The following is a 20,522-nucleotide window of genomic DNA, read 5'->3' on the forward strand; positions in this document are numbered from 1 at the left end:
AGCAGCTCAGGAGCACGCCGGAGCTCCGGCCGCTGCTTCGGGTGCGACTGCGGGTGCGACTGCGACCTCGACCCGGGCTACCGCTTCGGCTCCGGCTCCTTCGGCCCCGGCTGCGGCGGCCGGGGCTGCTTCGGCTGCGGCTGTGCCGGCTGGTGCCGCGGCCGAGGGCGCCTCCCCCGGCTGCCCGCCCTCGCAGTCCGGGCCGGCTCGCGGGCTCGCCCAGGGCTGGTGCGCGCTGTCCGCGCTGCACGGCCGGATCGAGTCACACATCGAGCGTGCGCTCCAGGCCGGGCACGACCTCAGCGTCCGGGAGTTCTCCGTCCTCAATGTGCTCAGCGAGCAGCACGACGGCCCGGGCGGCCACCTGCGCATGAACCAGGTCGCCGACTCCGTCGTCCTCAGCCAGAGCGCCACCACCCGCCTGGTGACGCGGCTCGAAGAGCGCGGCCTGCTGTCCCGCTACCTGTGCCCCGACGACCGGCGCGGCATCTACACCAACGTCACCGCGGACGGCCTCGCCCTCCTCGAAAAGGCCCGGCCCGCTCACGACAACGCCCTCCGCGAGGCCCTGCAGGAGGCCGCAAGGCGCCCGGAGTTGGCACCACTGGTCACCGCGGTGGAGACGTTGGCACCGTCCATCTAGGGGCGGGGCCGGACCCGATCCCAGGTCGCCGCTCCCGGTGACTGCCCGGGACGGGCGTAGCGGTGCCGCCCGAGGACGGTCTCGGGGCCGGTGCGCGTGGGGTATCTGTCCTGTGTGGTCGGGCTTCGGTGCCCGGCTTCGGCTTCGGCGCCCGGCTAGGGCTCCGGTGCCCGGCTGGGGCTGCTGGGGCTGCTGGGGCTGCTGGGGCTGCATCAGCAACGCGCTGGTCACCGCATAGGGTCGCGCCCATGAGCGATTTCGAGATACGGCGCGCCACCGAGGCCGACCTGCCGGCCATCGTCGCGATGCTGGCCGACGACGCGCTGGGCGCGACCCGCGAATCCCCGGACGACCTGACGCCCTACCGCGCCGCCTTCGAGGCACTGGCCGCCGACCCGCAGCAGCACCTGGTCGTCGCCGTCCGGGAAGGACGTACGGTCGGTACCCTCCAGCTCACGGTCATCCCGGGCCTCTCCCGTCGCGGCTCCACCCGCTCGATCATCGAGGGCGTACGCATCCACGCCGAGGCGCGCGGCAGCGGCCTGGGCACGCAGCTCATCGAGTGGGCGGTCGCGGAATCCCGCACCCTCGGCTGCCAGTTGGTGCAGCTCACCACCGACGCGACCCGCATCGACGCCCACCGCTTCTACGAGCGCCTCGGGTTCGAGGCATCCCACCTGGGCTTCAAGCTCCAGCTCTGACGAGCACGGCGGGTCGCCCGAGCGATGCCGCACCGGCCGTGTCAGGCAATCGTCGGCGCCCGCCCCTGGCCCCTTGACACGTCCTCGGCAGGCGATCCCGCCACACGCCCACCCCACACCGTCAGCCATGCCGACACCTACGGCCGAGGGCTCACGTGGACGGGCGGGAGCGACGCCACGGCCGCGGTTGACATGTACGGCGGACTGACGCCTACGGCCGGGCTGACCCGCGTGGGTGGAGCCGGCGCGTAGGGCTGGGGGCCGTCCCAGGCGGTCGGGCCCGGCTCGGGCGCGTACGGCCGGGAGCCATCCCACGGCGGTCGGCCCCGCGCGGGCCACGCTCGGGCCCAGGCCGCCGCCCTTCGCTCCCCCTCACAGCCCTGCGCGGCTCACAGCCCTCACCCAGCCGGGCTCGGCTACGGCCGTAGCGCCCGGGCCCGCTCCCGATGCGCCTTCTGTCGGCACGCACCACCGCAGTAGCGCGCGGGCCGACCGGTACGCGCTGCCTCCACAGGCCTGCCGCACACCTCGCACCGGATTTCGTCGCGTCGGACCTCGTCGCCTTGGGTCCCGTCGCTGCCGACGTCGTCGCCTCCGGCCCCGGCGCTTCGGGTTTCGTTACGCCCTTCGCCCGAATCCGGCAGTTTCGTTACGGCGTGGCTCGGCCGCAGCCCATCACACATGAGGGCGGTCATCCGCCCCGGAGCCACCCCCTCCGCTCCTGCCCCGGACCGCTGACGCTCCATCGCCAGACAGCCGATCAACAGCGCACGGACATCCTCCACCCCGACGTCCTCCCTTACCGCTCCGGCCTCTTGCGCCCGAACAAGCAGGACACCCCACGCCTCCTCGAACTCCCGAACGATCCCGGGCGCCGCCTCGCCGTCCCCGCTCCCACGGCCGGCCCCGGCGGCAGCGTTCGCCACCTCCAGGGCGTCACACAGGGCCTTGTTCCGCGCGGCCAGCCGAACCACCGCCGCCAGGAAGCGATAGAACACCCCGCCCGGATCCTCGGCGTCGGCCAAGTCCCTTGCCGTGTCGGTGAAGAGCCGAAGTCGGTCCTCGATCGATGCCTTGAACAGAGCTTCCTTCGAGGGGAAGTGGCGATAAACGGTCCCCGCGCCCACCCCGGCACGGCGCGCGATCTCCCACAGCGGCGCCCCCAAACCCCGTTCCTCGAAGGCCGATCGAGCCGCCTGAAGCACCAGGGCGCGATTGCGCCGCGCGTCAGCACGCGAGCAGCCCGAGCCGACATTCCGCACCTGCGAGCCTCCCGAGATCGCCGCCCGGCCCATCAAAAACAGGCCGATTTTAAACGGGCTGGTCATTCCGATTCTACGAGCAGACCAAAACATGAGCCGTGAGGGCCACGCGCAGCTGCTGATGGCCGCGAGAGTCGATGGCTACGAACGAACACCGTCACGGCCGGCAGCGACGCAGGAACGCGAGCCAAGGGACGGCCACAAGGAAGGCCACAGAGGCACAGCGGAGAAACGGGAAATGGGAGCGTCGCTGCCGAGCACCCGTGCCTGACAACCCGCGCGACACCCCGCACTGCGACCCCCGGCAGGGCGCGCGTGCCGAGACGGGCGAGCCACACCACGGCACAGAGCCGACGCCCCTCCGCACAACACCCCGGCCAACCTCCCCACCGCCGCACGGCCGCACCAGCGCACGAGCGCACCGAGCGCACCGAGCGGCACCGAGCGGCACCGAGCGGCACCGAGCGGCACCGAAAGGAGTCGACATCGCCGCGGCGAGGTTTTGCCAACTCCCTTACAGAGTAGGGAACTTGAGAGCCATTTGGGTGAATCCAAGAGCAAGAAGACGAGGGCTCGAAGTACGCGCGCCCAAGCACGCAAGAAGGCTGGCCGACGCGGCCGCGACTGCCGATCGTTGCCACTGGACGGCCCCGCCACAGCCGCCCTCTCCCCACCCCAGGGAGCCCTCCAGATCCCGCCAAGACTGTGGGGCGCTGCGTTTCACGTGAAACGCAGCGCCCCATTCAGCGTGAGCTGCTCGACGCGAGCTGCTCAACCTCAAACACCATCACCAAAACCATCCGGCATCGGCGTGCCGACGCCGACCCGGCAACCGGTGACCGGCAGGCAGCGAGCGTGAGCGGCAGCAGCGGCCGCCGGCAGCGCGCCTCCTACCGCCTGCCTCCCACCGCCTCAGCCGGCGGCGACAACCTCATCCCACGCGGCTCCGGCCGCTCCGGCCGCCGCCTCCTCGTCGATGGTGGCGCCCAGCGCCCGCAGACCGGCTGCCAACGCCGCCATCGACGCCAGCACCACGTCGCGGTCCGCCGCACGACCGTAGTGATTCACCCGGATCATCTCCTTGGCCAGTGCGCCGGCCGCCGCCTGCAGCGGCACCGAGCTGTTGGCGGCGAGCGCGGCGGAGACCACCTCACGGGCATCGAGGCTGGCGGGCGCCCGCAAGGTTGTCGCGGCCGGTGCCGCGTCCTCGTCGCGGATCACGTACGGGACCGGGCCACCGAGCACACGCACGCCCGCACGTACCGCGGCGGAGGCAGCACGATGGCGGGTCATGACCGCCTCCAACCCCTCCGCCTCAAGGCGATCCACTGCCTGCTCCAGGGCGAGCATCTCCAACTGCGCAGGAGCATGCGGCAGGGCGGTACGACCGCCGTCGATCCAGCGCTCCTTCCAGTCCAGCAAGGACAGGTACGACCGCCGGGGCGCCTGCTCATTGGCCGCGATGCGCTCCCAGGCGCGAGCGCTCACCGACACCGTGGAGACACCGGCCGGCCCGGCCACCGCCTTCTGCCCACCGATGACGCACAGGTCCACGCCCCACTCGTCGGTGAGGAGCGGCTCAGCACCCACGGACGCCACCGCGTCGAGCATCAGCAGTGCCCCGTGCTCGCGCACCAGGGCCCCGATCTCGGCGACGTGATTGGTGTTGCCGGTTGCCGCCTCGGCATGGACCAGGCTGACGAAGTCGATCTCCGGATGTTCCCGCAGGGCGTCAGCCACCTGCTGGGCGTCGACAGCGCCGGTGAAGGGTGCGCTGACAGTGATCACCTCGGCGCCGCAGGACCGCAGCCAGCCACCGAACGTCTCACCGTAGGGGCCGGTGATGATGTTGAGCGCGGTGCTGCCGGGCCGCACCGCGGAGCGGATGCACGCCTCAAGAGGCAGCAGCGCCTCGCCCTGCATCGTCACGACATCGCAGCGGGTGCGCATCAACGCCGCGACCTTGTCCTCGATACGCGCGAAGTGGGCTGCGTCGAGCGGCGGCAGGTCGAGCAGAACCGGGGCGTCGGGGTTCGCAGTCACGGCAGTCACAGTGGCCTTCCAGCGGTGGCGAGCCGCGGCTCGGCGGCTCCTGACATCTGGATCGACTGTACGTCCGTGAACACCACCCTCGCCGTGCGGCCCTGGGACCCTGGCGGCCGTCAGCCGCAGCTCAGAGTCGCCATCCCGCCGCGTCCACGCCTCCCGGCACAGGTCCTGCCGGCGCGTACGGGCCACGGGTGAAGACGAAGGTGCCCAGATCCAGATGGCTGACCGCACCGTCCTCGGTCCGGACCACCCTCAGCGTCTCCCCCGCGTAGTAGCCGTCGAGCCCGACCCAGGTGCCGTCCGCCGCCGCCCGGAACCGTGAGCTGCGCCCCGTGCCGGACAACGGCGACAGCTTCAGCCCGCGTTCAGCGGTCAACCGCAGGGCGAACGGGTTCGCGCCCCAGTACCAGGGCCCGGTCAAGGCCAGCAGGTCCTGGTCGAGCGGCCCGGCCGAGGGGCGCCACGGCTCGGGGATCCTCGGCTCGCGGTCGGCCACGATCTCCAGGAGGTCGGTGGCCACCGCGCTGATCGCCGGTCCTGACGTGCAGTTGGCCAGGGCGATGCCGGCGAGGTCCTCGTCCACATCGACCCACAGCGACGCCAGGAAACCCGGCATCGATCCGGTGTGGCCCGCCAGCCGGCGCCCACCGCGCGCCGCACCGTCGGCGCCCTCCCCCCGGCCGCCGGTGCGTACGAGCTGCAGCCCCAGGCCGTAGCCCGCCTCCCAGCTCCCGCCCTCCGGCGGCACCGCCGGGGCACGCATCTCGGCGAGGCTCGACTCGCTCAGGACCCGTTCATCCCCCCGCAGCAGGAAGAGCGCCCAACGACACAGGTCCTCCAATGTGGACCACAACTGCCCGGCGGGACCCATCAGCCCGGTGTCGTGTGCCGGTTCGGGAAGCAGGGCATCGGCCCATGGGTGGACCGCCCAGCCACCGGCATGCGGCATCGCCGGCTGCAGCGTCGTACGCCGCATGCCCAAGGGTTCGCACACCTCCCGCCGCAGCACCTCGCCCCAGGGCTCCCCTCCACGCAGCCGCTCGACGAGCGCACCCAACAGCGCGTAGCCCGGGTTGGAGTAGTGGTGCCGACGCCCGGCCGGAAGCCGCTGCGGCCGCTCGCCGAACAGATCGGTCGGCTCGGGCCGCAGCCCGCCCTCGGTCCGCTCCCACCACGGCCCTTGTGGCTCCGCCGCCAATCCGGAGCTGTGAGCCAGCAATTGGGCAACGGTCGCGGTCGGCAGCGGCGCGTCCTCCAGGTACGTGCCGATCGGATCCTCCAGCCGGAGCATCCCCTCATCCCTCAGCCTCAGCACCATGACCGCCACGAAGGTCTTGGTGATCGAGCCGATCCGGTACTGCACATCGCCGTGGGGCACTTCGCCCTCCACCGAGGTCCGCGCGCCGGTCCACACCGTTTGTCCGCCACGGACGACCGCCCCCATCATCGACGGCGCTCGTCCCTCGGCCTGACCGATCGCGAGCCTGCGCAGCAAGGCCCGACGCGTCTCGGGCATCAGCTCGGCAAAGGCGTCGGCCTCCTCCGCGGTCGTCCTGCTCCCGGCAACCGGCTTCCGCTCGGCGATCGGCTGGTTCAGCGGGTCACTCACGTGCGGCTCGGGCCCATGGGGTTCCGTGGACGGTGCGGTGGTCATGACGCTCCTCAACGGTCGATCCGGCGCGTGAACAGGCAAACGACTGCCCACCAGGGATCACACCATCTCCCGATCACGGCCGTGGACGCCACGTCTTGGCGACTCACCGTCACCACCGCCGATAGCGGAACACGGGGCGGCGGCCCACGACGTCGATCCGTGGAAGGATCCGCGGATCGTGCCAGGGCAGTGCGCTGACCATCATCTTCTGGGGCTGAGCCAGGCGCTGGTTCCCGGGCCGACTCGCGCGTTGACCGTGCGTTCCTGTCCCAGGAGAGGCGGATTACCTCCCGCCCGCTTCAGCCGTCACGTCGGCCGGGCTGCGATCTGCCCACGGGCGGTGTCCCAGACCTTCTCGAACTCCTCGAAGGTCAGCTGCTCCGGATCATGGCCTTCCCACTCGGAGACGGGTAGTTCTGCCGTCATCCCGAACCTTGCGTCGTACTCGCCGGGGCCGCCTGTGTCGTAGGCCCGCTGCCATTCCGCGAGGGAAGCAGCCGCGATCGGGGTCAGCCCAGGCCCCTCCAGCTCGATCTGCCGGGTCACCCAGCCTTCCGCGTCGACCTCGAAGTAGAACCAGACGTCTTCCTCGTCCCAGTAGCAGCGCATCCATGTGGTCACCAGCTCATGATGGCGCGGGCGTCCGGCAAGCGCTGCGGACGACCGGCCCAGTCTCCGAACCGGTCCCATCGGCCGTCATTTGGCCATCGGAGCCGAACATCGGAACACGCGAGGCGAGGACCCGCGGTCGCTGGGGATCAGGTCTGCGCCATGTCCACAAAGCGGGAGTAGTGGCCCTGGAACGCCACAGTGATTGTCGCCGTCGGGCCGTTACGGTGCTTGGCCACGATCAGGTCGGCCTCACCGGCGCGCGGGGACTCCTTCTCGTAGGCGTCCTCACGGTGCAGCAGGATCACCATGTCGGCATCCTGCTCGATGGAGCCGGACTCACGGAGGTCGGAGACCATCGGCTTCTTGTCCGTGCGCTGCTCCGGACCTCGGTTCAGCTGGGAGAGCGCGATGACGGGGAGTTCGAGCTCCTTCGCCAGCAGCTTGAGGTTTCGGGACATGTCGGAGACCTCTTGCTGGCGGCTCTCGGCGCGCTTCGAGCCGCCGGACTGCATCAGCTGCAGATAGTCGATGACCACCAGCTTCAGCTCATTGCGCTGCTTGAGCCGACGGCACTTCGCGCGGATCTCCATCATCGACAGGTTCGGCGAGTCGTCGATGTACAGCGGGGCGGCCGAGACGTCGGGCATCCGGCGTGCCAGCCGCGTCCAGTCCTCGTCCGTCATGCTGCCCGAGCGCATGTGGTGCAGCGCCACCCGCGCCTCGGCGGACAGCAGACGCATGGCGATCTCGTTGCGCCCCATTTCGAGCGAGAAGATCACGCTGGGCAGGTTGCTCTTGATCGAACAGGCCCGCGCGAAGTCCAGCGCGAGAGTCGACTTACCCATGGCGGGACGGGCCGCGATGACGATCATCTGGCCCGGGTGCAGACCGTTGGTCAGCGAGTCCAGGTCCGTGAAGCCCGTGGGCACACCCGTCATCTGGCCCTGACGCGAACCGATCGCCTCGATCTCGTCGAGGGCACCTTCCATGATGTCGCCGAGCGGCAGGTAGTCCTCGCTGGTCCGCTGCTCGGTGACCGCGTAGATCTCCGCCTGGGCACTGTTGACGATCTCGTCGACATCGCCGTCCGCCGCGTATCCCATCTGCGTGATGCGGGTGCCCGCCTCGACCAACCGGCGCAGCACCGCCCGCTCGTGGACGATCTCGGCGTAGTACTCGGCGTTCGCTGCCGTCGGGACGGACTGGACGAGGGTGTGCAGATACGACGCTCCGCCGACCCGCGCGATCTCCCCGCGCTTGGTCAGCTCCGCGGCGATGGTGATCGGGTCGGCCGGCTCGCCCTTGGCGTACAGGTCGAGGATGGCCTGGTAGACCAGCTCATGGGCGGGGCGGTAGAAGTCCTCGCCCTTGAGCACCTCGACGACATCGGCGATGGCGTCCTTGGACAGCAGCATGCCGCCGAGCACGGACTGCTCGGCGTCGAGGTCCTGCGGGGGCACTCGCTCGAAGCTGCCGGCCCACGATCCGCCGTCTTCGTCACCGCGGTCCTGACGGTCACGGCCGCGGTTCTTTCCGTCGTTACGGCGGGAGCGGGCGGCCGGAAGCCGGTCGCTCGGACCGGAGTCCGCCCAGGGGTCTTCCATGGAATCGGGAATGCTCACCCCGGCACCTCCTCCCGTCCGCGACGCGGACCTTGCTGTGCTCCTCTTTCTTACGGCACAGCTCTGACAATCGAGCCGCCCGACTCCGGCTACGGCGCGTCGAGTTCGGACGTATTCTCACGGCGGAACAGGCTGCGGGTGCCGGACCACGGTAGGCCCGCGGGCACCGTCCGCCAATCTGGTTATCCACAGGCTGTGTGGATGACGGGCCCATAGCTGTGGAGAACTCACCGGATCCTGTGCACGGGCCGGGGGAAACCGCTGTGGACAAGCACACAATCACTCCGTCCCCACCCTTCTGACCTGCACTTTTCTCATCCATAGGCTGTGGGGGAGAAAAACTTCCCCAACCTGTTCAAGATCGCGGCAAACGACGCGGATGAGGTAACTCCACAGAGCGGAAAGTAAGGACTGCAAGCTAGTTGCATCTATTACCTGTGGAAGATTAGATTGAGTGCATGACACAGGCTCCCGCGACGCCCCGGCGCACCGACCGCCGCCACGACCGCGAGATCATCGCACTTGCCGTGCCCGCCTTCGGCTCCCTGGTCGCAGAGCCCCTGTTCGTCATGGTCGACAGCGCCTTCATCGGCCACCTGGGCACCCCCCAGCTCGCCGGCCTCGGCGTCGCCGCCGCACTGCTGACCACCGCAGTATCCGTCTTCGTCTTCCTTGCCTACGCCACCACCGCGGCAGTCGCCCGCCGGGTCGGCGCCGGCGACCTCGCCGCCGCCATCCGCCAGGGCATGGACGGTATCTGGCTCGCCCTCCTCCTCGGCGCCGCCGTCATCGCCGCCGTGCTGCCCACGGCGCCGTGGCTGGTCGAACTCTTCGGAGCCTCCGGCACCGCCGCCCCGTATGCCACGACCTACCTTCGCATCAGCGCGCTCGGTATACCGGCCATGCTCGTCGTGCTGGCCGCCACAGGCGTGCTGCGCGGCCTTCAGGACACCAAAACCCCGCTGTACGTCGCCGTCGGAGGATTCTCCGCCAACGCCGCACTGAACGCCGCACTGGTCTACGGCGCCGGCCTCGGGATAGCGGGCTCCGCCTGGGGCACGGTCATCGCCCAGTGCGGCATGGCGGCTGTCTACCTCGTCGTGGTGGTCCGCGGCGCCCGGCGGCACGGCGCCTCCCTGCGCCCCGATGCGGCCGGCATACGCGCCTCCGCCCAGGCCGGTGTCCCACTCCTGGTCCGCACCCTCTCGCTGCGCGCGGTGCTGATGATCGCCACCGCGGTCGCCGCCCGGCTCGGGGACGCCGAGATAGCCGCCCACCAGATCGTGCTGACGCTCTGGTCCCTGCTGGCCTTCGCGCTGGACGCCATAGCCATAGCCGGCCAGGCCATCATCGGGCGCTACCTGGGCGCGGGGGACCGGGACGGCGCCACGGCCGCCTGCCGCCGCATGATCCAGTGGGGTATCGCCTCAGGTCTCGTCCTCGGTGTCCTGGTCGCCCTCGCCCGCCCGGTGTTCATCCCGCTGTTCACCTCCGACCCCGCGGTCAAGGGCCCTCTGATGACGACGCTTCTCGTCGTGGCCGTCACACAGCCGATCTCCGGCATCGTCTTCATACTGGACGGCGTGCTGATGGGCGCAGGCGACGGTCCCTACCTAGCCGGGGCGATGGTCGTGACACTGGCCCTGTTCGCCCCCGTCGCACTGGCGGTCCCCGCCCTCGGCGGCGGCCTGGTCGCACTGTGGTGGGCCATGGCCCTGATGATGACCGTGCGCATGCTGACCCTCTGGCTGCGCACCCGCTCGGGACGGTGGATTGTGACCGGGGCCTCCCGCTGAACCGGCCCGTAATCCGCAGCCCGTACCGATAATGAGCCTGTGCGCCCGCTTGCCAGGAAATCCATCCTGCCCTTGACGCTCGTCGTCCTCGGGGCTGCAGCCATGGTGGGGTACGCCACGGAGGAGGCGGAAACGCACAGCGGCGGCGGTGACCGCAGCAGTTTCGGCAAGTCCGGCGAGGCCGGGCACGACCCCGGGGACCAGGATCCCGCCGCCACGGCCCCGGCCGGCGTCGGCGACGCGTACACCCCCCGTCGCAACGAACAGAACGCCAGGGTCGGCGCGATCTTCGAGAAGGACGACTCCGGCGAGCACTTCTGCACCGCGAGCGTGGTGCAGAGCCCGGGCCGGAACATGCTCATCACGGCAGCGCACTGCGCCTTCGACAGTGACGCCGGGGCGCCCGTGGACGATCTCGTCTTCGCCCCCGACTACCGCGACGGCGACGAGCCCGCGGGCCTGTGGAAGGTGAAGAAGGTCGTGGTGGACGACCGCTGGGCCAAGTCGAACGACGAGGATCTCGACGTCGCATTCCTCGTGCTCGCCAAGAAGGACGGCGAACAGATCCAGGACGTCCTCGGCGGCAACACCCTCGGCATAGACCGGGGCTTCACCAACGAAGTCAAGATCACCGGTTACCCCACCAGCAGCGATACGCCGATCTCCTGCCAGAACCGCACCACGAAACACAGCTCGACCCAGCTGCGCATCCGATGCAAGGACTTCGAGGGCGGCACGAGCGGCAGCCCCTGGCTGGCCGACTACGACCCCAAGAGCCACACCGGCACGGTCATCGGCGTCCTGGGGGGTCACGAAGGCGGAGGCAGCGAGGATGACGTCTCCTACGCGGCGTACTTCGACGACGACATCGCCAAGCTCTACCGCCAGGCCCAGGAAGAGGACTGACACCGGCGGGCGGTGAGCCGCGCACGGCGAAGGGCCGTACCCCGACGTGGGGTACGGCCCTTCAGCGTTGTGCTGGGGTGCTGCAATTACGCGGCGACGACCTCGACGCCGAGCTTCGCAACGACCTCGGCGTGCAGACGCACGGAGACCTGGTGCGCGCCCAGGGTCTTGATCGGCGAGCCGAGCTCGACACGACGCTTGTCGACGTCCGGACCACCGGCAGCCTTGATCGCCGAAGCGACGTCGGCCGGGGTGACGGAGCCGAACAGGCGGCCCGCGTCGCCGGCGCGAACGGCCAGCTTCACGTTGACGCCCTCGAGACGGCCCTTGACCTCGTTGGCCTGCTCGATCGTGGCGATCTCGCGGATCTTGCGACCGCGACGGATCTGCTCGACATCCTTCTCGCCACCCTTGGTCCAGCGGATCGCGAAACCACGCGGGACCAGGTAGTTGCGAGCGTAACCGTCCTTGACGTCAACGACGTCGCCAGCGGTGCCGAGGCCGGAGACCTCGTGGGTGAGGATGATCTTCATTTGTCGGTCACCCTTCCCTTATCGCGCGGTGGACGTGTAGGGCAGCAGCGCCATCTCACGGCTGTTCTTCACGGCCGTGGCGACGTCACGCTGGTGCTGAGTGCAGTTGCCGGTGACTCGGCGGGCACGGATCTTGCCGCGGTCGGAAATGAACTTCCGCAGCAGGTTCGTGTCCTTGTAGTCAACGTAGGAGATCTTCTCCTTGCAGAACACGCAAACCTTCTTCTTAGGCTTGCGAGCAGGCGGCTTCGCCATTTTCTCTCTCCAGTGAGTTCAAGAAGTTTGTGCTGACGCCCTCGAGGCCCTGGCCGTTTCGCGGCGCTGTTTCACGTGAAACGACGCCGGGACGAACCAGCTGTACGGACCTAGAAGGGCGGCTCGTCCGAGTAACCGCCGCCGGAGCCACCGCCCCAGCCACCGCCGCCGCCACCCTGCTGGCCACCGCCGGCAGGCGCGTTGGTCGCCCACGGGTCGTCGGCGGGAGCCCCGCCGCCGCCCTGCTGGCCGCCACCGGGGCCGCCGCCCCAGCCGCCGCCACCCTGGCCGCCACCGCCCTGCTGACCGCCGCCGAAGCCGCCGCCACCCTGGCCACCACGACCGCTGGTCTTGGTGATCTTGGCCGTGGCGTTCTTGAGGCTCGCGCCCACTTCGTCGACGTCGAGCTCGTAGACCGTGCGCTTCACGCCCTCGCGGTCCTCGTACGACCGCTGCTTGAGGCGGCCCTGCACGACCACACGGGTACCCCGCGTGAGGGACTCGGCGACGTTCTCCGCCGCCTGACGCCACACCGAGCAGGTCAGGAACAGGCTCTCGCCGTCCTTCCACTCATTGGTCTGACGGTCGAAGGTGCGGGGGGTGGACGCGACGCGGAACTTCGCGACCGCCGCACCGGACGGGGTGAAGCGCAGCTCGGGGTCGTCGACAAGATTGCCGACGACCGTGATGACGGTCTCGCCTGCCATTAGGGGAACCTCTCGGCGGGTGTGCTGCTGGCTGCTGGTGTTGCTGCTACTCGGACCCGGTTACCGCTGAACGCTTACGCGGTCAGTGGGTCTCGGGACGGAGGACCTTGGTCCGGAGGACCGACTCATTCAGGTTCATCTGACGGTCGAGCTCCTTGACGACCGCAGGCTCGGCCTGCAGGTCGATGACCGAGTAGATGCCCTCGGGCTTCTTGTTGATCTCGTAAGAGAGACGACGACGGCCCCAGGTGTCGACCTTCTCGACCTTTCCGTTGCCCTCACGGACGACGGAGAGGAAGTTCTCGATCAGCGGGGAGACAGCGCGCTCCTCGAGATCGGGGTCGAGGATGACCATCACCTCGTAGTGACGCATGTAGAACCCACCTCCTTTGGACTCAGCGGCCACGGTCGTTCCGTGGCAGGAGGGTCTTGATGCGTTCCGCGCCGAGCCCGGCCAGATCATCCGGACAGACATGGGCGCAGACCGTACAGAGTACCTGCCTCAAGCCTTCTGGTTGAAATCCGACCACCGCACCCCCAGTCTGGAACCCAACGGGTGTGAGCGGCGTTACAGTGCGCCGCCCTGTCAGTCGGAGGTGCCGCATGGCACAGGCAGTAAGGACCCAGCGCAACCTGCTCTCGCTGCTCAACAGCGACGGCAAGGCCCATCCCGTCGAAAACACCATGATCGCCGTGACGCTGGTGCTCGGAGCGGTCGCCATCTTCACCACGTTCTCGAACAGCCTGCACCTGGTCAGCTCCTGGGCCGGCCTCGTCGGAATCGGCACCGGGGCCTGGGGCCAGTTCATCTCCTCGACGACAGGCGAACGCTTCCTGTTGATCATCGGTCTAGGGGCGTCGGCCGTGGGGTTCTTCCTCGGTATGGCCCATGGCGGCCTCTTCGGCGGCGTACTCGGTTAGCCCTGCATCCGAGGGCCGTACGGAGCAAGCCCCGTACGGCCCAGACGGGGCGCTCCCCGGTCACAGTAGGCTTCGGCGCGAGAGCCGGAGCCCCGACCATGGGGACACACCTGCCGAGGAGCGCCCCGCATGAGCCTGACCCTGAGGACCATCAGCCGAGAGCAGCATCTGGCATACATCCAGAGCCTGCCCGCGGCCAGCCACATGCAGGTCCCGGCCTGGGCAGACGTCAAGGCCGAATGGCGGTCCGAAAGCCTGGGCTGGTTCGACGCCAACGGCGAGCTGGTCGGCGCCGGACTGGTCCTCTACCGCCAGTTGCCCAAGATCAAGCGCTACCTGGCGTACCTGCCCGAGGGCCCGGTCATCAACTGGTACGCACCGAACCTGGACGACTGGCTCCAGCCGATGCTGCGCCACCTCAAGCAGCAGGGTGCCTTCTCCGTGAAGATGGGCCCGCCGGTCGTCATCCGCCGCTGGGACGCCGCGGCGATCAAGTCCGGCATCCAGAGCCCGGACGTCAAGCGCCTGCGCGACGTCGAGGCCACCCACATCGAGCCGCGGGCCTTCGAGGTCGCCGACAAGCTGCGCCGCATGGGCTGGCAGCAGGGCGAGGACGGCGGCGCAGGCTTCGGCGACGTGCAGCCCCGCTACGTCTTCCAGGTGCCGCTGGCCGAGCGCTCCCTGGAGGATGTCCACAAGGGCTTCAACCAGCTGTGGCGCCGGAACATCAAGAAGGCCGAGAAGGCCGGCGTCGAGGTCGTCCAGGGCAGCTACGAAGAGCTTGCCGAGTGGCAGCGGCTGTATGAGATCACCGCGGAGCGCGACCACTTCCGGCCGCGGCCGCTGAGCTACTTCCAGCGGATGTGGACGGCCCTCAACTCCGAGGACCCCAACCGCATGCGCCTCTACTTCGCCCGCCACGAGGGCGAGAACGTCGCGGCCGCCACGATGCTGATCGTCGGGGGGCACGTCTGGTACTCCTACGGCGCGTCCGCCAACCACAAGCGTGAGGTCCGCCCGTCCAACGCGATGCAGTGGCGGATGCTGCGCGACGCCTACGCACTCGGCGCCACGGTCTACGACCTTCGCGGCATCAGCGACTCCCTGGACGAGAACGACCATCTCTTCGGCCTGATCCAGTTCAAGGTCGGCACGGGTGGGCAGGCAGCGGAGTACCTGGGTGAGTGGGACTTCCCGCTCAACAAGCTTCTGCACAAGGCTCTCGACATCTACATGTCGCGGCGCTGACCGCTCCACCGCATCGATCGCACCTCTGACACACCCCAGCCACGAGAAAGGTTCCGGGCCCGGCCATGGCGCTCACCCTCTACGTCGACACCGCGCGCTGGCGGGCGCATCAGCAGAGCGTTCTCCAGCAGTTCCCCGGGCTGGTCCCGGTCTGCAAGGGCAACGGTTACGGCTTCGGCCATGAGCGCCTCGCCGATGAGGCGACCCGCCTCGGTGCCGACATCCTGGCGGTCGGTACGACCTACGAAGCAGCCCGCATCAAGGATTTCTTCAGCGGTGACCTGCTCGTACTGACTCCCTTCCGTCACGGCGAGGAGCCGGTGCCGCTGCCCGACCGGGCCATCCGCTCGGTCTCCTCGGTCGAAGGTGTGGGCGGCCTGGTCGGTGCCCGGGTCGTCATCGAGGTCATGAGCAGCATGAAGCGGCACGGCGTCACGCCGGAGGACCTGCCGAAGCTGGCCGCTGCCATCGAAGACGTCCGGCTCGAAGGCTTCGCGATCCACCTGCCGCTCGACCGCACCGACGGGAGCGACGCGGTCGATGAGGTCATCGGCTGGATGGACCGGCTGCGTGCCGCCCGGCTCCCCCTGCACACCATGTTCGTCAGCCACCTCAAGGCCAACGAACTCGCCCGGCTCCAGCAGCAGTTCCCCCAGACGCGCTTCCGCGCCAGGATCGGAACGCGGCTGTGGCTCGGCGACCACGAGGCCACGGAGTACCGCGGCTCGGTTCTCGACGTCACGCGCGTGGCGAAGGGGGACCGCTTCGGCTACCGGCAGCAAAAGGCCGCATCCGACGGCTACTTGGTCGTGGTGGCCGGTGGTACCTCGCACGGCGTGGGCTTGGAGTCACCCAAGGCCCTGCACGGTGTGATGCCACGTGCGAAGGGTGTGGCGCGGGCCGGCCTGGCGACGGTCAACCGCAATCTCGCGCCCTACGTATGGAGCGGGAAGCAGCGCTGGTTCGCGGAACCCCCGCACATGCAGGTGTCGATCCTGTTCGTTCCCAGTGACGCGCCCGAGCCGCAGGTCGGCGACGAACTGGTGGCTCACCTGCGCCACACCACCACCCAGTTCGACCGCCTCGTGGAGCGCTGACACAGCCACACCCCACTCCGGGAACCACTGAGGGCCCGGTGCCGCAGGCAATGTCTGCAGCATCGGGCCCTCGGCGTTGACCAAGCTGTGTGGTCAGTCCCGCACAGCGCCCCAGCGCACCCGCGGAGGGCCCTCGAAGTGCATCGCGTGGCGGGGTGCGTGGTGGCCACGCCCGAGCACGAACACATCGGGCCTACGGTCCAGCACACCGCCCGAGGGGTCGTCGTCCCCGTCCTGGCGGACCACATCGCGTTCCGGAAGCAGGATGTCCCGTACGATCACGGCGCACAGGTAGAGCGTCCCCAACAGGTGCAGCACGATGGCAAGTTGGTAGCCGTCCAGCGGCAGTCCCTGGTGCTTGTCACCGTTGCCCGTATAGGCGAGGTACATCCAGATCCCAAGGAAGTACATGACCTCACAGGCCTGCCAGATCAAGAAGTCCCGCCAGCGGGGCCTGGCCAGCGCGGCGAGCGGGATCAGCCAAAGTACGTACTGCGGTGAGTAGACCTTGTTGGTGAGAATGAAGAGCGCCACGACGAGGAACGCGAGCTGGGCGAACCGTGGCCGTCGCGGTGCGTACAGCGTCAGGAGAGCGATGCCTCCGCAGCCCAGGAGCATCAGCAGCGTGGCGTAGGTGTTGGCGTCCTCCAGCGGGTTTCCGGTCCGCTGGGAGATCAGCAACCAGATCGAGCCGAAGTCGATCGGCCGTTCCTGGCTGAAGGTGTAGAACTTCGCCCAGCCCTCCCGGATGTGCCATCCGGTGGCGTCATGCATGACCATCACCGGCAGGTTCACCACGAGCCACGCCACTACAGCACCCGCCACCGCCTTCCCGTACGCGCGCCAGGCCCCAGCGCGCCAGCAGAGGGCCAGCAGCGGCCCCAGGAGCAGGACCGGGTACAGCTTCGCCGCGGTCGCCAGTCCGATCAGGACACCGGCAGCCAGCGGGCGGCTGCGCGACCACATCAGCATTCCCGCCGCGGTCAGCGCGATAGCCAGCAGGTCCCAGTTGATGGTGGCAGTGAGGGCGAAGGCGGGCGCCAGGGCGCCCAGGAGACCGTCCCAGGGGCGCCGCCGATGCGTACGGGCCACACACACCGCGATGACCGCCGCACACGCCATCAGCATGCCGGCATTGACCAGCCAGTAGATCTGTTCACGGTGCTGGATCGTGCCGCCGCCAGGAGTCATCCACGAGGCGACCTCCATGAAGACGCCGGTCAGTACGGGGTACTCGAGGTATTCCATGTCACCGGGCAGTCGGTCGAAGTACGGGATCAACCCGTCCGCGAAGCCTCGACCGGCGTAGAGATGAGGAATGTCGGAGTAACAGGCGTGGATGTACTGGCTCGTGGCACCGAAGAACCATCCACCGTTGTAGCAGGGAAGCTTTTGCACCATGCCGAGCGCGAACATTCCGATGGCGACGAGCGCGATGACCCGGACCGGAGTCAGCCAGTTCGTTCCGAGCAGCGCATGCCGGCCGGCCGGGCCGCCGATCAGCTCGCTGCCGGCCGCCGCCACCTCATCCCGCCTCGTCGGCCGTACGGGCTCGTCCTGTCGCACGCTCGTCATGGCCCCATCCTGCCGCAAAGCCCTCACGCGAACGCGACGAAGCCCCCGCCCGGTCCAGCCGGGTCGAGGGCTTCGTTGGCCCGGTTTCACGTGAAACGGTCACCGTTTCACGTGAAACCGGGGTCGATCATCAGGGTTCGGTGCCGTTGGGCCCGCCGAACAGCCCACCGCCGTTTCCATTGCCCGGATCGGGCGTGGGACTCGTCTCGCCACCGGTGCCACCGCCTGGATCACCGGTATCCCCACCAGTGGCGCCGCCGTTCTCCTTGCACCTGACGTCCCAGTCGGAGCAGGTCTCCGTCGGAGTGGGGCTCGGAGAGTCACTCGGGGAAGCAGAACCGCTGGGCGTCCCGGAAGGCGTCTCGGACGGCTCCTCCGACGGCGTCGGGGACGGAGTCGGGCTCGGCATCCCTTCCTGGTCCACACGCTGCCCGATGGGCTCGGCGAGCGGGAAGGGCTTCGCCGTAACTCCCTGCATCGCCTGCAGCATGTACTCGGTCCACACTTCGGTGGGAAGCGCACCACCGTGGATCGAGTCGAACCCACCGACACCGTTCATCGACAGCTGACGAGGGTTCTTCGGGTCCTCACGGAACATCGTGACGGCCGTCGAAAGCTGCGGGGTGTACCCCACGAACCAGGCCGACTTGTTCTGGTCGGTGGTGCCGGTCTTGCCTGCGGCCGGCCTGCCCAGACGCTTCGCGTCCTTCGCCGTACCGTTCTGGATGACGTTCTCCAGCACCTCGGTCACGTTGTTGGCGATGTTGGAATCCATCGCCGTCTCCTGCTCGGGCTTGTCGAAGCCCGGCACATCCACGCCCTCGGACGTCAGCTTTGTCACCGAGTACGGCTCAACCTTCGTTCCCGAATTGGCGAAGGTGGCGTAGGCGTCGGCCATGCGGATGGCACTCGGAGTCGAGGTGCCCAGCGCGAAGGACGGGTTCAGGTTCCTGTCGAAACTGCCCTCGGAGATGCCGGTGGCCTGCGCCATGTCCCGCACCTTGTCCATCCCGACATCCATGCCGAGCTGTACGAACGGGGTGTTCACCGACTGCTCCATCGCCTTGGTCAGGGGAATGTATCCCCAGCGATGGTTGCTCTCGTTTTCCTGATAGAAGGGCGAGTTGTCCCGCTTCAGGACGTAATTGCCTTCCGCGTCCTTCACCTTGAGGTGGTCATTGCCGTTGTACCGGCTCTCCGGGGAGATCGGCTGATGGTTGCTCCGGGCCGTCCCGTCCTGCATCGCCGCAGCCAGCACGAACGGCTTCCAGGTGGAGCCGACCGGCACGCCGAAGGTGTCGGCGTTGTTGCTGAAGTGACCCTTGTCGTAGCCCTCACCGCCGTACAGGGCAACGATCTTGCCGTCACCCGGCACCACAGAAGCCGCACCGAACTGGACGTATTTGTCCTTGAGGCGCTCCTTCGGGTCGATATACCGCTTGTCGACCTTCTTCACCGAGGCCTCCAGCTTCTCGGTCCTGCGCTTGTCGAAGGTCGTCCGGATCGTGTAGCCGCCTCTGTCGAACTGCCGCTCACTGATGTCCGGCGCGTGCTTCAGCACGTACTTCTTCGCGGTGTCCATCAAGTACCCGATCTGGCCCTTCTTGCTGGCCACGGGCTCTTGGTCACGGGGCATCGGGAAGTTCTTCACCGTGTACTTGGCGCGCTCGCTCTTCGACATGAGCTTGTTCTCGACCTCACGGTCGAGGATCCAGGACCACCGAGCCTGCGCACGCTTGGTGTTCGCGGCCCGGTCGGAGTGCGGACCGGTGCCACCGGCCGGGTCGTAGAGGTCAGCGCCCTTGAGCACGGTCGCCAGCAAGGCACTCTCATCGGGCTTGAGGTCCGCGGCGTCCTTGCCGTAGTACGCCTGGGCCGCAGCCTGGATCCCGTAGGCACCGCGACCGTAGTAGCTGGTGTTCAGATAGCCCTGAAGGATCTTGCGCTTGTCGACCTTCGCGCCGACCTTTATCGAGATGAACAGCTCCTTGAACTTTCGTTCAAGCGTCTGCTCCTGGGTCAGGATCGCGTTCTTCACGTACTGCTGGGTGATGGTGGAGCCACCCTGGGTTTCGCCGCCCTTGGCCATGTTGAACAGGGCGCGTGCGATACCCATGGGGTCGACGCCCGAGTCCGACCAGAACGAGGCGTTCTCCGCCGCGATCGCCGCGTTCTGCATGTGGACCGGGATCTCGCCGATATTGACGTTCTGCCGGTTCGCCTCGCCGTCCCGGGCCATGACCTTACCGTTGGACCACAGGTAGACGTTGTTCTGCAGCTTGGCGGCGTCACTCTCCTTGGGAACGTCCACCACTGCCAACGCGACGCCGGCTGCTCCGACGATCAGGCCGAGGAAGGTCACCAGCAGGCCCGACACCTGCTTCCAGGACGGGACGAAGCGGCGCCAGCCGAAGCGGTTGGCGCGCGGGTAGTCGATGAAGCGCTTCCTGGAAGGCTCCCCTCCTCCACGACCACCCTCAGGGCCGTTTCCGCCGCCACCGGTGCGGCGTCGGCCGCCACCTCCACGGCCGGCGCCACCTCCGCCGGAGGCCATGGCCTCTCTGTCGGACGCTCGCCGGCGACCGCCGCGCTGTGCGGCCCTGCGAGCCTCGGCCCGGCCGCCTGACGGACGCTCTTGGCCGTAGGGATCGGAATTGGGCACAGAACCGGCGGCGGAGCCACGTGAGGGCGCCGCGCGGCGCCCTGTTGGCTGCTGCGCGGCGCGTCGGGCCGCGGCACGACCGCCACCCTGCGGCTGTGGCGGTTTGCGACGGTGCTCGCTCATGGAACGAATACTCCTCGGGCAGGCGCGCTATCTCGTCGCCTGAAGGCGGCAGTTGTCTTCAGGTCCCCCCGATGCACGACCCGCTCCTGACGCGCGAGCCGCACTACACCGAGGACAGGGACGCCACAACTAGGTCCACGGTTCCCGGCAGTCTGC

At 68.7% G+C, this 20,522-nt stretch carries 18 protein-coding genes; 7 read left to right on the top strand and 11 right to left on the bottom strand.

Annotation, left to right across the window (positions count from 1 at the left end; translation table 11 throughout):
* Positions 1–235 precede the first annotated feature (235 nt).
* Positions 236–643 (top strand): MarR family winged helix-turn-helix transcriptional regulator, encoded by a 408-nt coding sequence (locus tag ACGFZW_RS12325; RefSeq protein ID WP_393893273.1) that lies wholly within the window; start codon positions 236–238, stop codon positions 641–643.
* 248 nt (positions 644–891) lie between these two features.
* Positions 892–1,344 (top strand): GNAT family N-acetyltransferase, encoded by a 453-nt coding sequence (locus ACGFZW_RS12330; protein ID WP_393893014.1) that lies wholly within the window; start codon positions 892–894, stop codon positions 1,342–1,344.
* Positions 1,345–1,760: 416 nt separating this feature from the next.
* Here ACGFZW_RS12330 and ACGFZW_RS12335 read toward each other — a convergent pair whose 3' ends face one another.
* The 5 genes from ACGFZW_RS12335 to dnaB all read right to left on the bottom strand — a co-directional run bounded on the left by ACGFZW_RS12335 (position 1,761) and on the right by dnaB (position 8,525).
* On the bottom strand, positions 1,761–2,672 hold the full coding sequence (locus ACGFZW_RS12335; protein WP_393893015.1) for a TetR/AcrR family transcriptional regulator: 912 nt from the start codon (positions 2,670–2,672) through the stop codon (positions 1,761–1,763).
* An 846-nt stretch (positions 2,673–3,518) separates the two neighbouring features.
* Positions 3,519–4,658 (bottom strand): pyridoxal-phosphate-dependent aminotransferase family protein, encoded by a 1,140-nt coding sequence (locus tag ACGFZW_RS12340; protein ID WP_393893016.1) that lies wholly within the window; start codon positions 4,656–4,658, stop codon positions 3,519–3,521.
* Between the two features lie 121 nt (positions 4,659–4,779).
* Positions 4,780–6,171, bottom strand: a complete 1,392-nt coding sequence (locus tag ACGFZW_RS12345; RefSeq protein WP_393893274.1) for a serine hydrolase domain-containing protein — start codon at positions 6,169–6,171, stop codon at positions 4,780–4,782.
* Positions 6,172–6,615: 444 nt separating this feature from the next.
* Positions 6,616–6,918 (bottom strand): hypothetical protein, encoded by a 303-nt coding sequence (locus ACGFZW_RS12350; protein WP_393893275.1) that lies wholly within the window; start codon positions 6,916–6,918, stop codon positions 6,616–6,618.
* Between the two features lie 149 nt (positions 6,919–7,067).
* Positions 7,068–8,525, bottom strand: coding sequence for a replicative DNA helicase (dnaB, locus tag ACGFZW_RS12355; RefSeq protein WP_393893276.1), 1,458 nt, complete (start codon positions 8,523–8,525; stop codon positions 7,068–7,070).
* 476 nt (positions 8,526–9,001) lie between these two features.
* On the opposite strand from dnaB, the gene ACGFZW_RS12360 reads away from it, so the two are divergent.
* Both ACGFZW_RS12360 and ACGFZW_RS12365 read left to right on the top strand, forming a co-directional pair.
* On the top strand, positions 9,002–10,339 hold the full coding sequence (locus tag ACGFZW_RS12360; protein ID WP_393893017.1) for an MATE family efflux transporter: 1,338 nt from the start codon (positions 9,002–9,004) through the stop codon (positions 10,337–10,339).
* 39 nt (positions 10,340–10,378) lie between these two features.
* Positions 10,379–11,245, top strand: a complete 867-nt coding sequence (locus ACGFZW_RS12365) for a trypsin-like serine peptidase (protein WP_393893018.1) — start codon at positions 10,379–10,381, stop codon at positions 11,243–11,245.
* An 86-nt stretch (positions 11,246–11,331) separates the two neighbouring features.
* On the opposite strand, the gene rplI is transcribed toward ACGFZW_RS12365, so the two are convergent.
* The 4 genes from rplI to rpsF all read right to left on the bottom strand — a co-directional run bounded on the left by rplI (position 11,332) and on the right by rpsF (position 13,113).
* Complete coding sequence (gene rplI / locus ACGFZW_RS12370; RefSeq protein WP_393893019.1) at positions 11,332–11,778, bottom strand: 50S ribosomal protein L9; 447 nt, start codon at positions 11,776–11,778, stop codon at positions 11,332–11,334.
* An 18-nt stretch (positions 11,779–11,796) separates the two neighbouring features.
* Complete coding sequence (gene rpsR, locus ACGFZW_RS12375; RefSeq protein WP_003978893.1) at positions 11,797–12,033, bottom strand: 30S ribosomal protein S18; 237 nt, start codon at positions 12,031–12,033, stop codon at positions 11,797–11,799.
* A gap of 110 nt (positions 12,034–12,143) precedes the next feature.
* On the bottom strand, positions 12,144–12,740 hold the full coding sequence (locus ACGFZW_RS12380; RefSeq protein ID WP_393893020.1) for a single-stranded DNA-binding protein: 597 nt from the start codon (positions 12,738–12,740) through the stop codon (positions 12,144–12,146).
* 82 nt (positions 12,741–12,822) lie between these two features.
* Positions 12,823–13,113, bottom strand: a complete 291-nt coding sequence (gene rpsF, locus ACGFZW_RS12385; protein WP_003978891.1) for a 30S ribosomal protein S6 — start codon at positions 13,111–13,113, stop codon at positions 12,823–12,825.
* 230 nt (positions 13,114–13,343) lie between these two features.
* Between rpsF and ACGFZW_RS12390 the strand changes: the two genes are divergently transcribed.
* The 3 genes from ACGFZW_RS12390 to ACGFZW_RS12400 all read left to right on the top strand — a co-directional run bounded on the left by ACGFZW_RS12390 (position 13,344) and on the right by ACGFZW_RS12400 (position 16,006).
* The gene (locus tag ACGFZW_RS12390) at positions 13,344–13,661 is read left to right on the top strand and encodes a hypothetical protein (protein ID WP_393893021.1); all 318 of its coding nucleotides are present in this window, start codon (positions 13,344–13,346) and stop codon (positions 13,659–13,661) included.
* Between the two features lie 129 nt (positions 13,662–13,790).
* Positions 13,791–14,909 carry a lipid II:glycine glycyltransferase FemX gene (locus tag ACGFZW_RS12395; protein WP_393893022.1) on the top strand — a complete coding sequence of 373 codons (1,119 nt, stop codon included), beginning with the start codon at positions 13,791–13,793 and terminating at the stop codon, positions 14,907–14,909.
* Between the two features lie 65 nt (positions 14,910–14,974).
* Positions 14,975–16,006 carry an alanine racemase gene (locus ACGFZW_RS12400; protein ID WP_393893023.1) on the top strand — a complete coding sequence of 344 codons (1,032 nt, stop codon included), beginning with the start codon at positions 14,975–14,977 and terminating at the stop codon, positions 16,004–16,006.
* A gap of 93 nt (positions 16,007–16,099) precedes the next feature.
* On the opposite strand, the gene ACGFZW_RS12405 is transcribed toward ACGFZW_RS12400, so the two are convergent.
* Both ACGFZW_RS12405 and ACGFZW_RS12410 read right to left on the bottom strand, forming a co-directional pair.
* Positions 16,100–17,581: a glycosyltransferase family 87 protein gene (locus ACGFZW_RS12405; RefSeq protein WP_393893024.1), complete on the bottom strand. Its 1,482-nt coding sequence runs from the start codon at positions 17,579–17,581 to the stop codon at positions 16,100–16,102.
* A gap of 130 nt (positions 17,582–17,711) precedes the next feature.
* Positions 17,712–20,366, bottom strand: a complete 2,655-nt coding sequence (locus ACGFZW_RS12410; RefSeq protein WP_393893025.1) for a transglycosylase domain-containing protein — start codon at positions 20,364–20,366, stop codon at positions 17,712–17,714.
* Positions 20,367–20,522 lie beyond the last annotated feature (156 nt).

Origin of the sequence: Streptomyces sp. NPDC048248 (assembly GCF_043201875.1) — a bacterium.
Lineage (GTDB): Bacteria > Actinomycetota > Actinomycetes > Streptomycetales > Streptomycetaceae > Streptomyces.

What these genes read in the sequence shown, in the direction of transcription:
- ACGFZW_RS12330 (WP_393893014.1), top strand. Translation starts at nt 892, where the DNA reads ATGAGCGATTTCGAGATACGGCGCGCCACCGAGGCCGACCTGCCGGCC.
- ACGFZW_RS12335 (WP_393893015.1), bottom strand. Translation starts at nt 2,672, where the DNA reads ATGACCAGCCCGTTTAAAATCGGCCTGTTTTTGATGGGCCGGGCGGCG.
- ACGFZW_RS12345 (WP_393893274.1), bottom strand. Translation starts at nt 6,171, where the DNA reads ATGCCCGAGACGCGTCGGGCCTTGCTGCGCAGGCTCGCGATCGGTCAG.
- ACGFZW_RS12350 (WP_393893275.1), bottom strand. Translation starts at nt 6,918, where the DNA reads ATGCGCTGCTACTGGGACGAGGAAGACGTCTGGTTCTACTTCGAGGTC.
- dnaB (WP_393893276.1), bottom strand. Translation starts at nt 8,525, where the DNA reads ATGGAAGACCCCTGGGCGGACTCCGGTCCGAGCGACCGGCTTCCGGCC.
- ACGFZW_RS12360 (WP_393893017.1), top strand. Translation starts at nt 9,002, where the DNA reads ATGACACAGGCTCCCGCGACGCCCCGGCGCACCGACCGCCGCCACGAC.
- rplI (WP_393893019.1), bottom strand. Translation starts at nt 11,778, where the DNA reads ATGAAGATCATCCTCACCCACGAGGTCTCCGGCCTCGGCACCGCTGGC.
- rpsR (WP_003978893.1), bottom strand. Translation starts at nt 12,033, where the DNA reads ATGGCGAAGCCGCCTGCTCGCAAGCCTAAGAAGAAGGTTTGCGTGTTC.
- ACGFZW_RS12380 (WP_393893020.1), bottom strand. Translation starts at nt 12,740, where the DNA reads ATGGCAGGCGAGACCGTCATCACGGTCGTCGGCAATCTTGTCGACGAC.
- rpsF (WP_003978891.1), bottom strand. Translation starts at nt 13,113, where the DNA reads ATGCGTCACTACGAGGTGATGGTCATCCTCGACCCCGATCTCGAGGAG.
- ACGFZW_RS12390 (WP_393893021.1), top strand. Translation starts at nt 13,344, where the DNA reads ATGGCACAGGCAGTAAGGACCCAGCGCAACCTGCTCTCGCTGCTCAAC.
- ACGFZW_RS12395 (WP_393893022.1), top strand. Translation starts at nt 13,791, where the DNA reads ATGAGCCTGACCCTGAGGACCATCAGCCGAGAGCAGCATCTGGCATAC.
- ACGFZW_RS12400 (WP_393893023.1), top strand. Translation starts at nt 14,975, where the DNA reads ATGGCGCTCACCCTCTACGTCGACACCGCGCGCTGGCGGGCGCATCAG.
- ACGFZW_RS12405 (WP_393893024.1), bottom strand. Translation starts at nt 17,581, where the DNA reads ATGACGAGCGTGCGACAGGACGAGCCCGTACGGCCGACGAGGCGGGAT.
- ACGFZW_RS12410 (WP_393893025.1), bottom strand. Translation starts at nt 20,366, where the DNA reads ATGAGCGAGCACCGTCGCAAACCGCCACAGCCGCAGGGTGGCGGTCGT.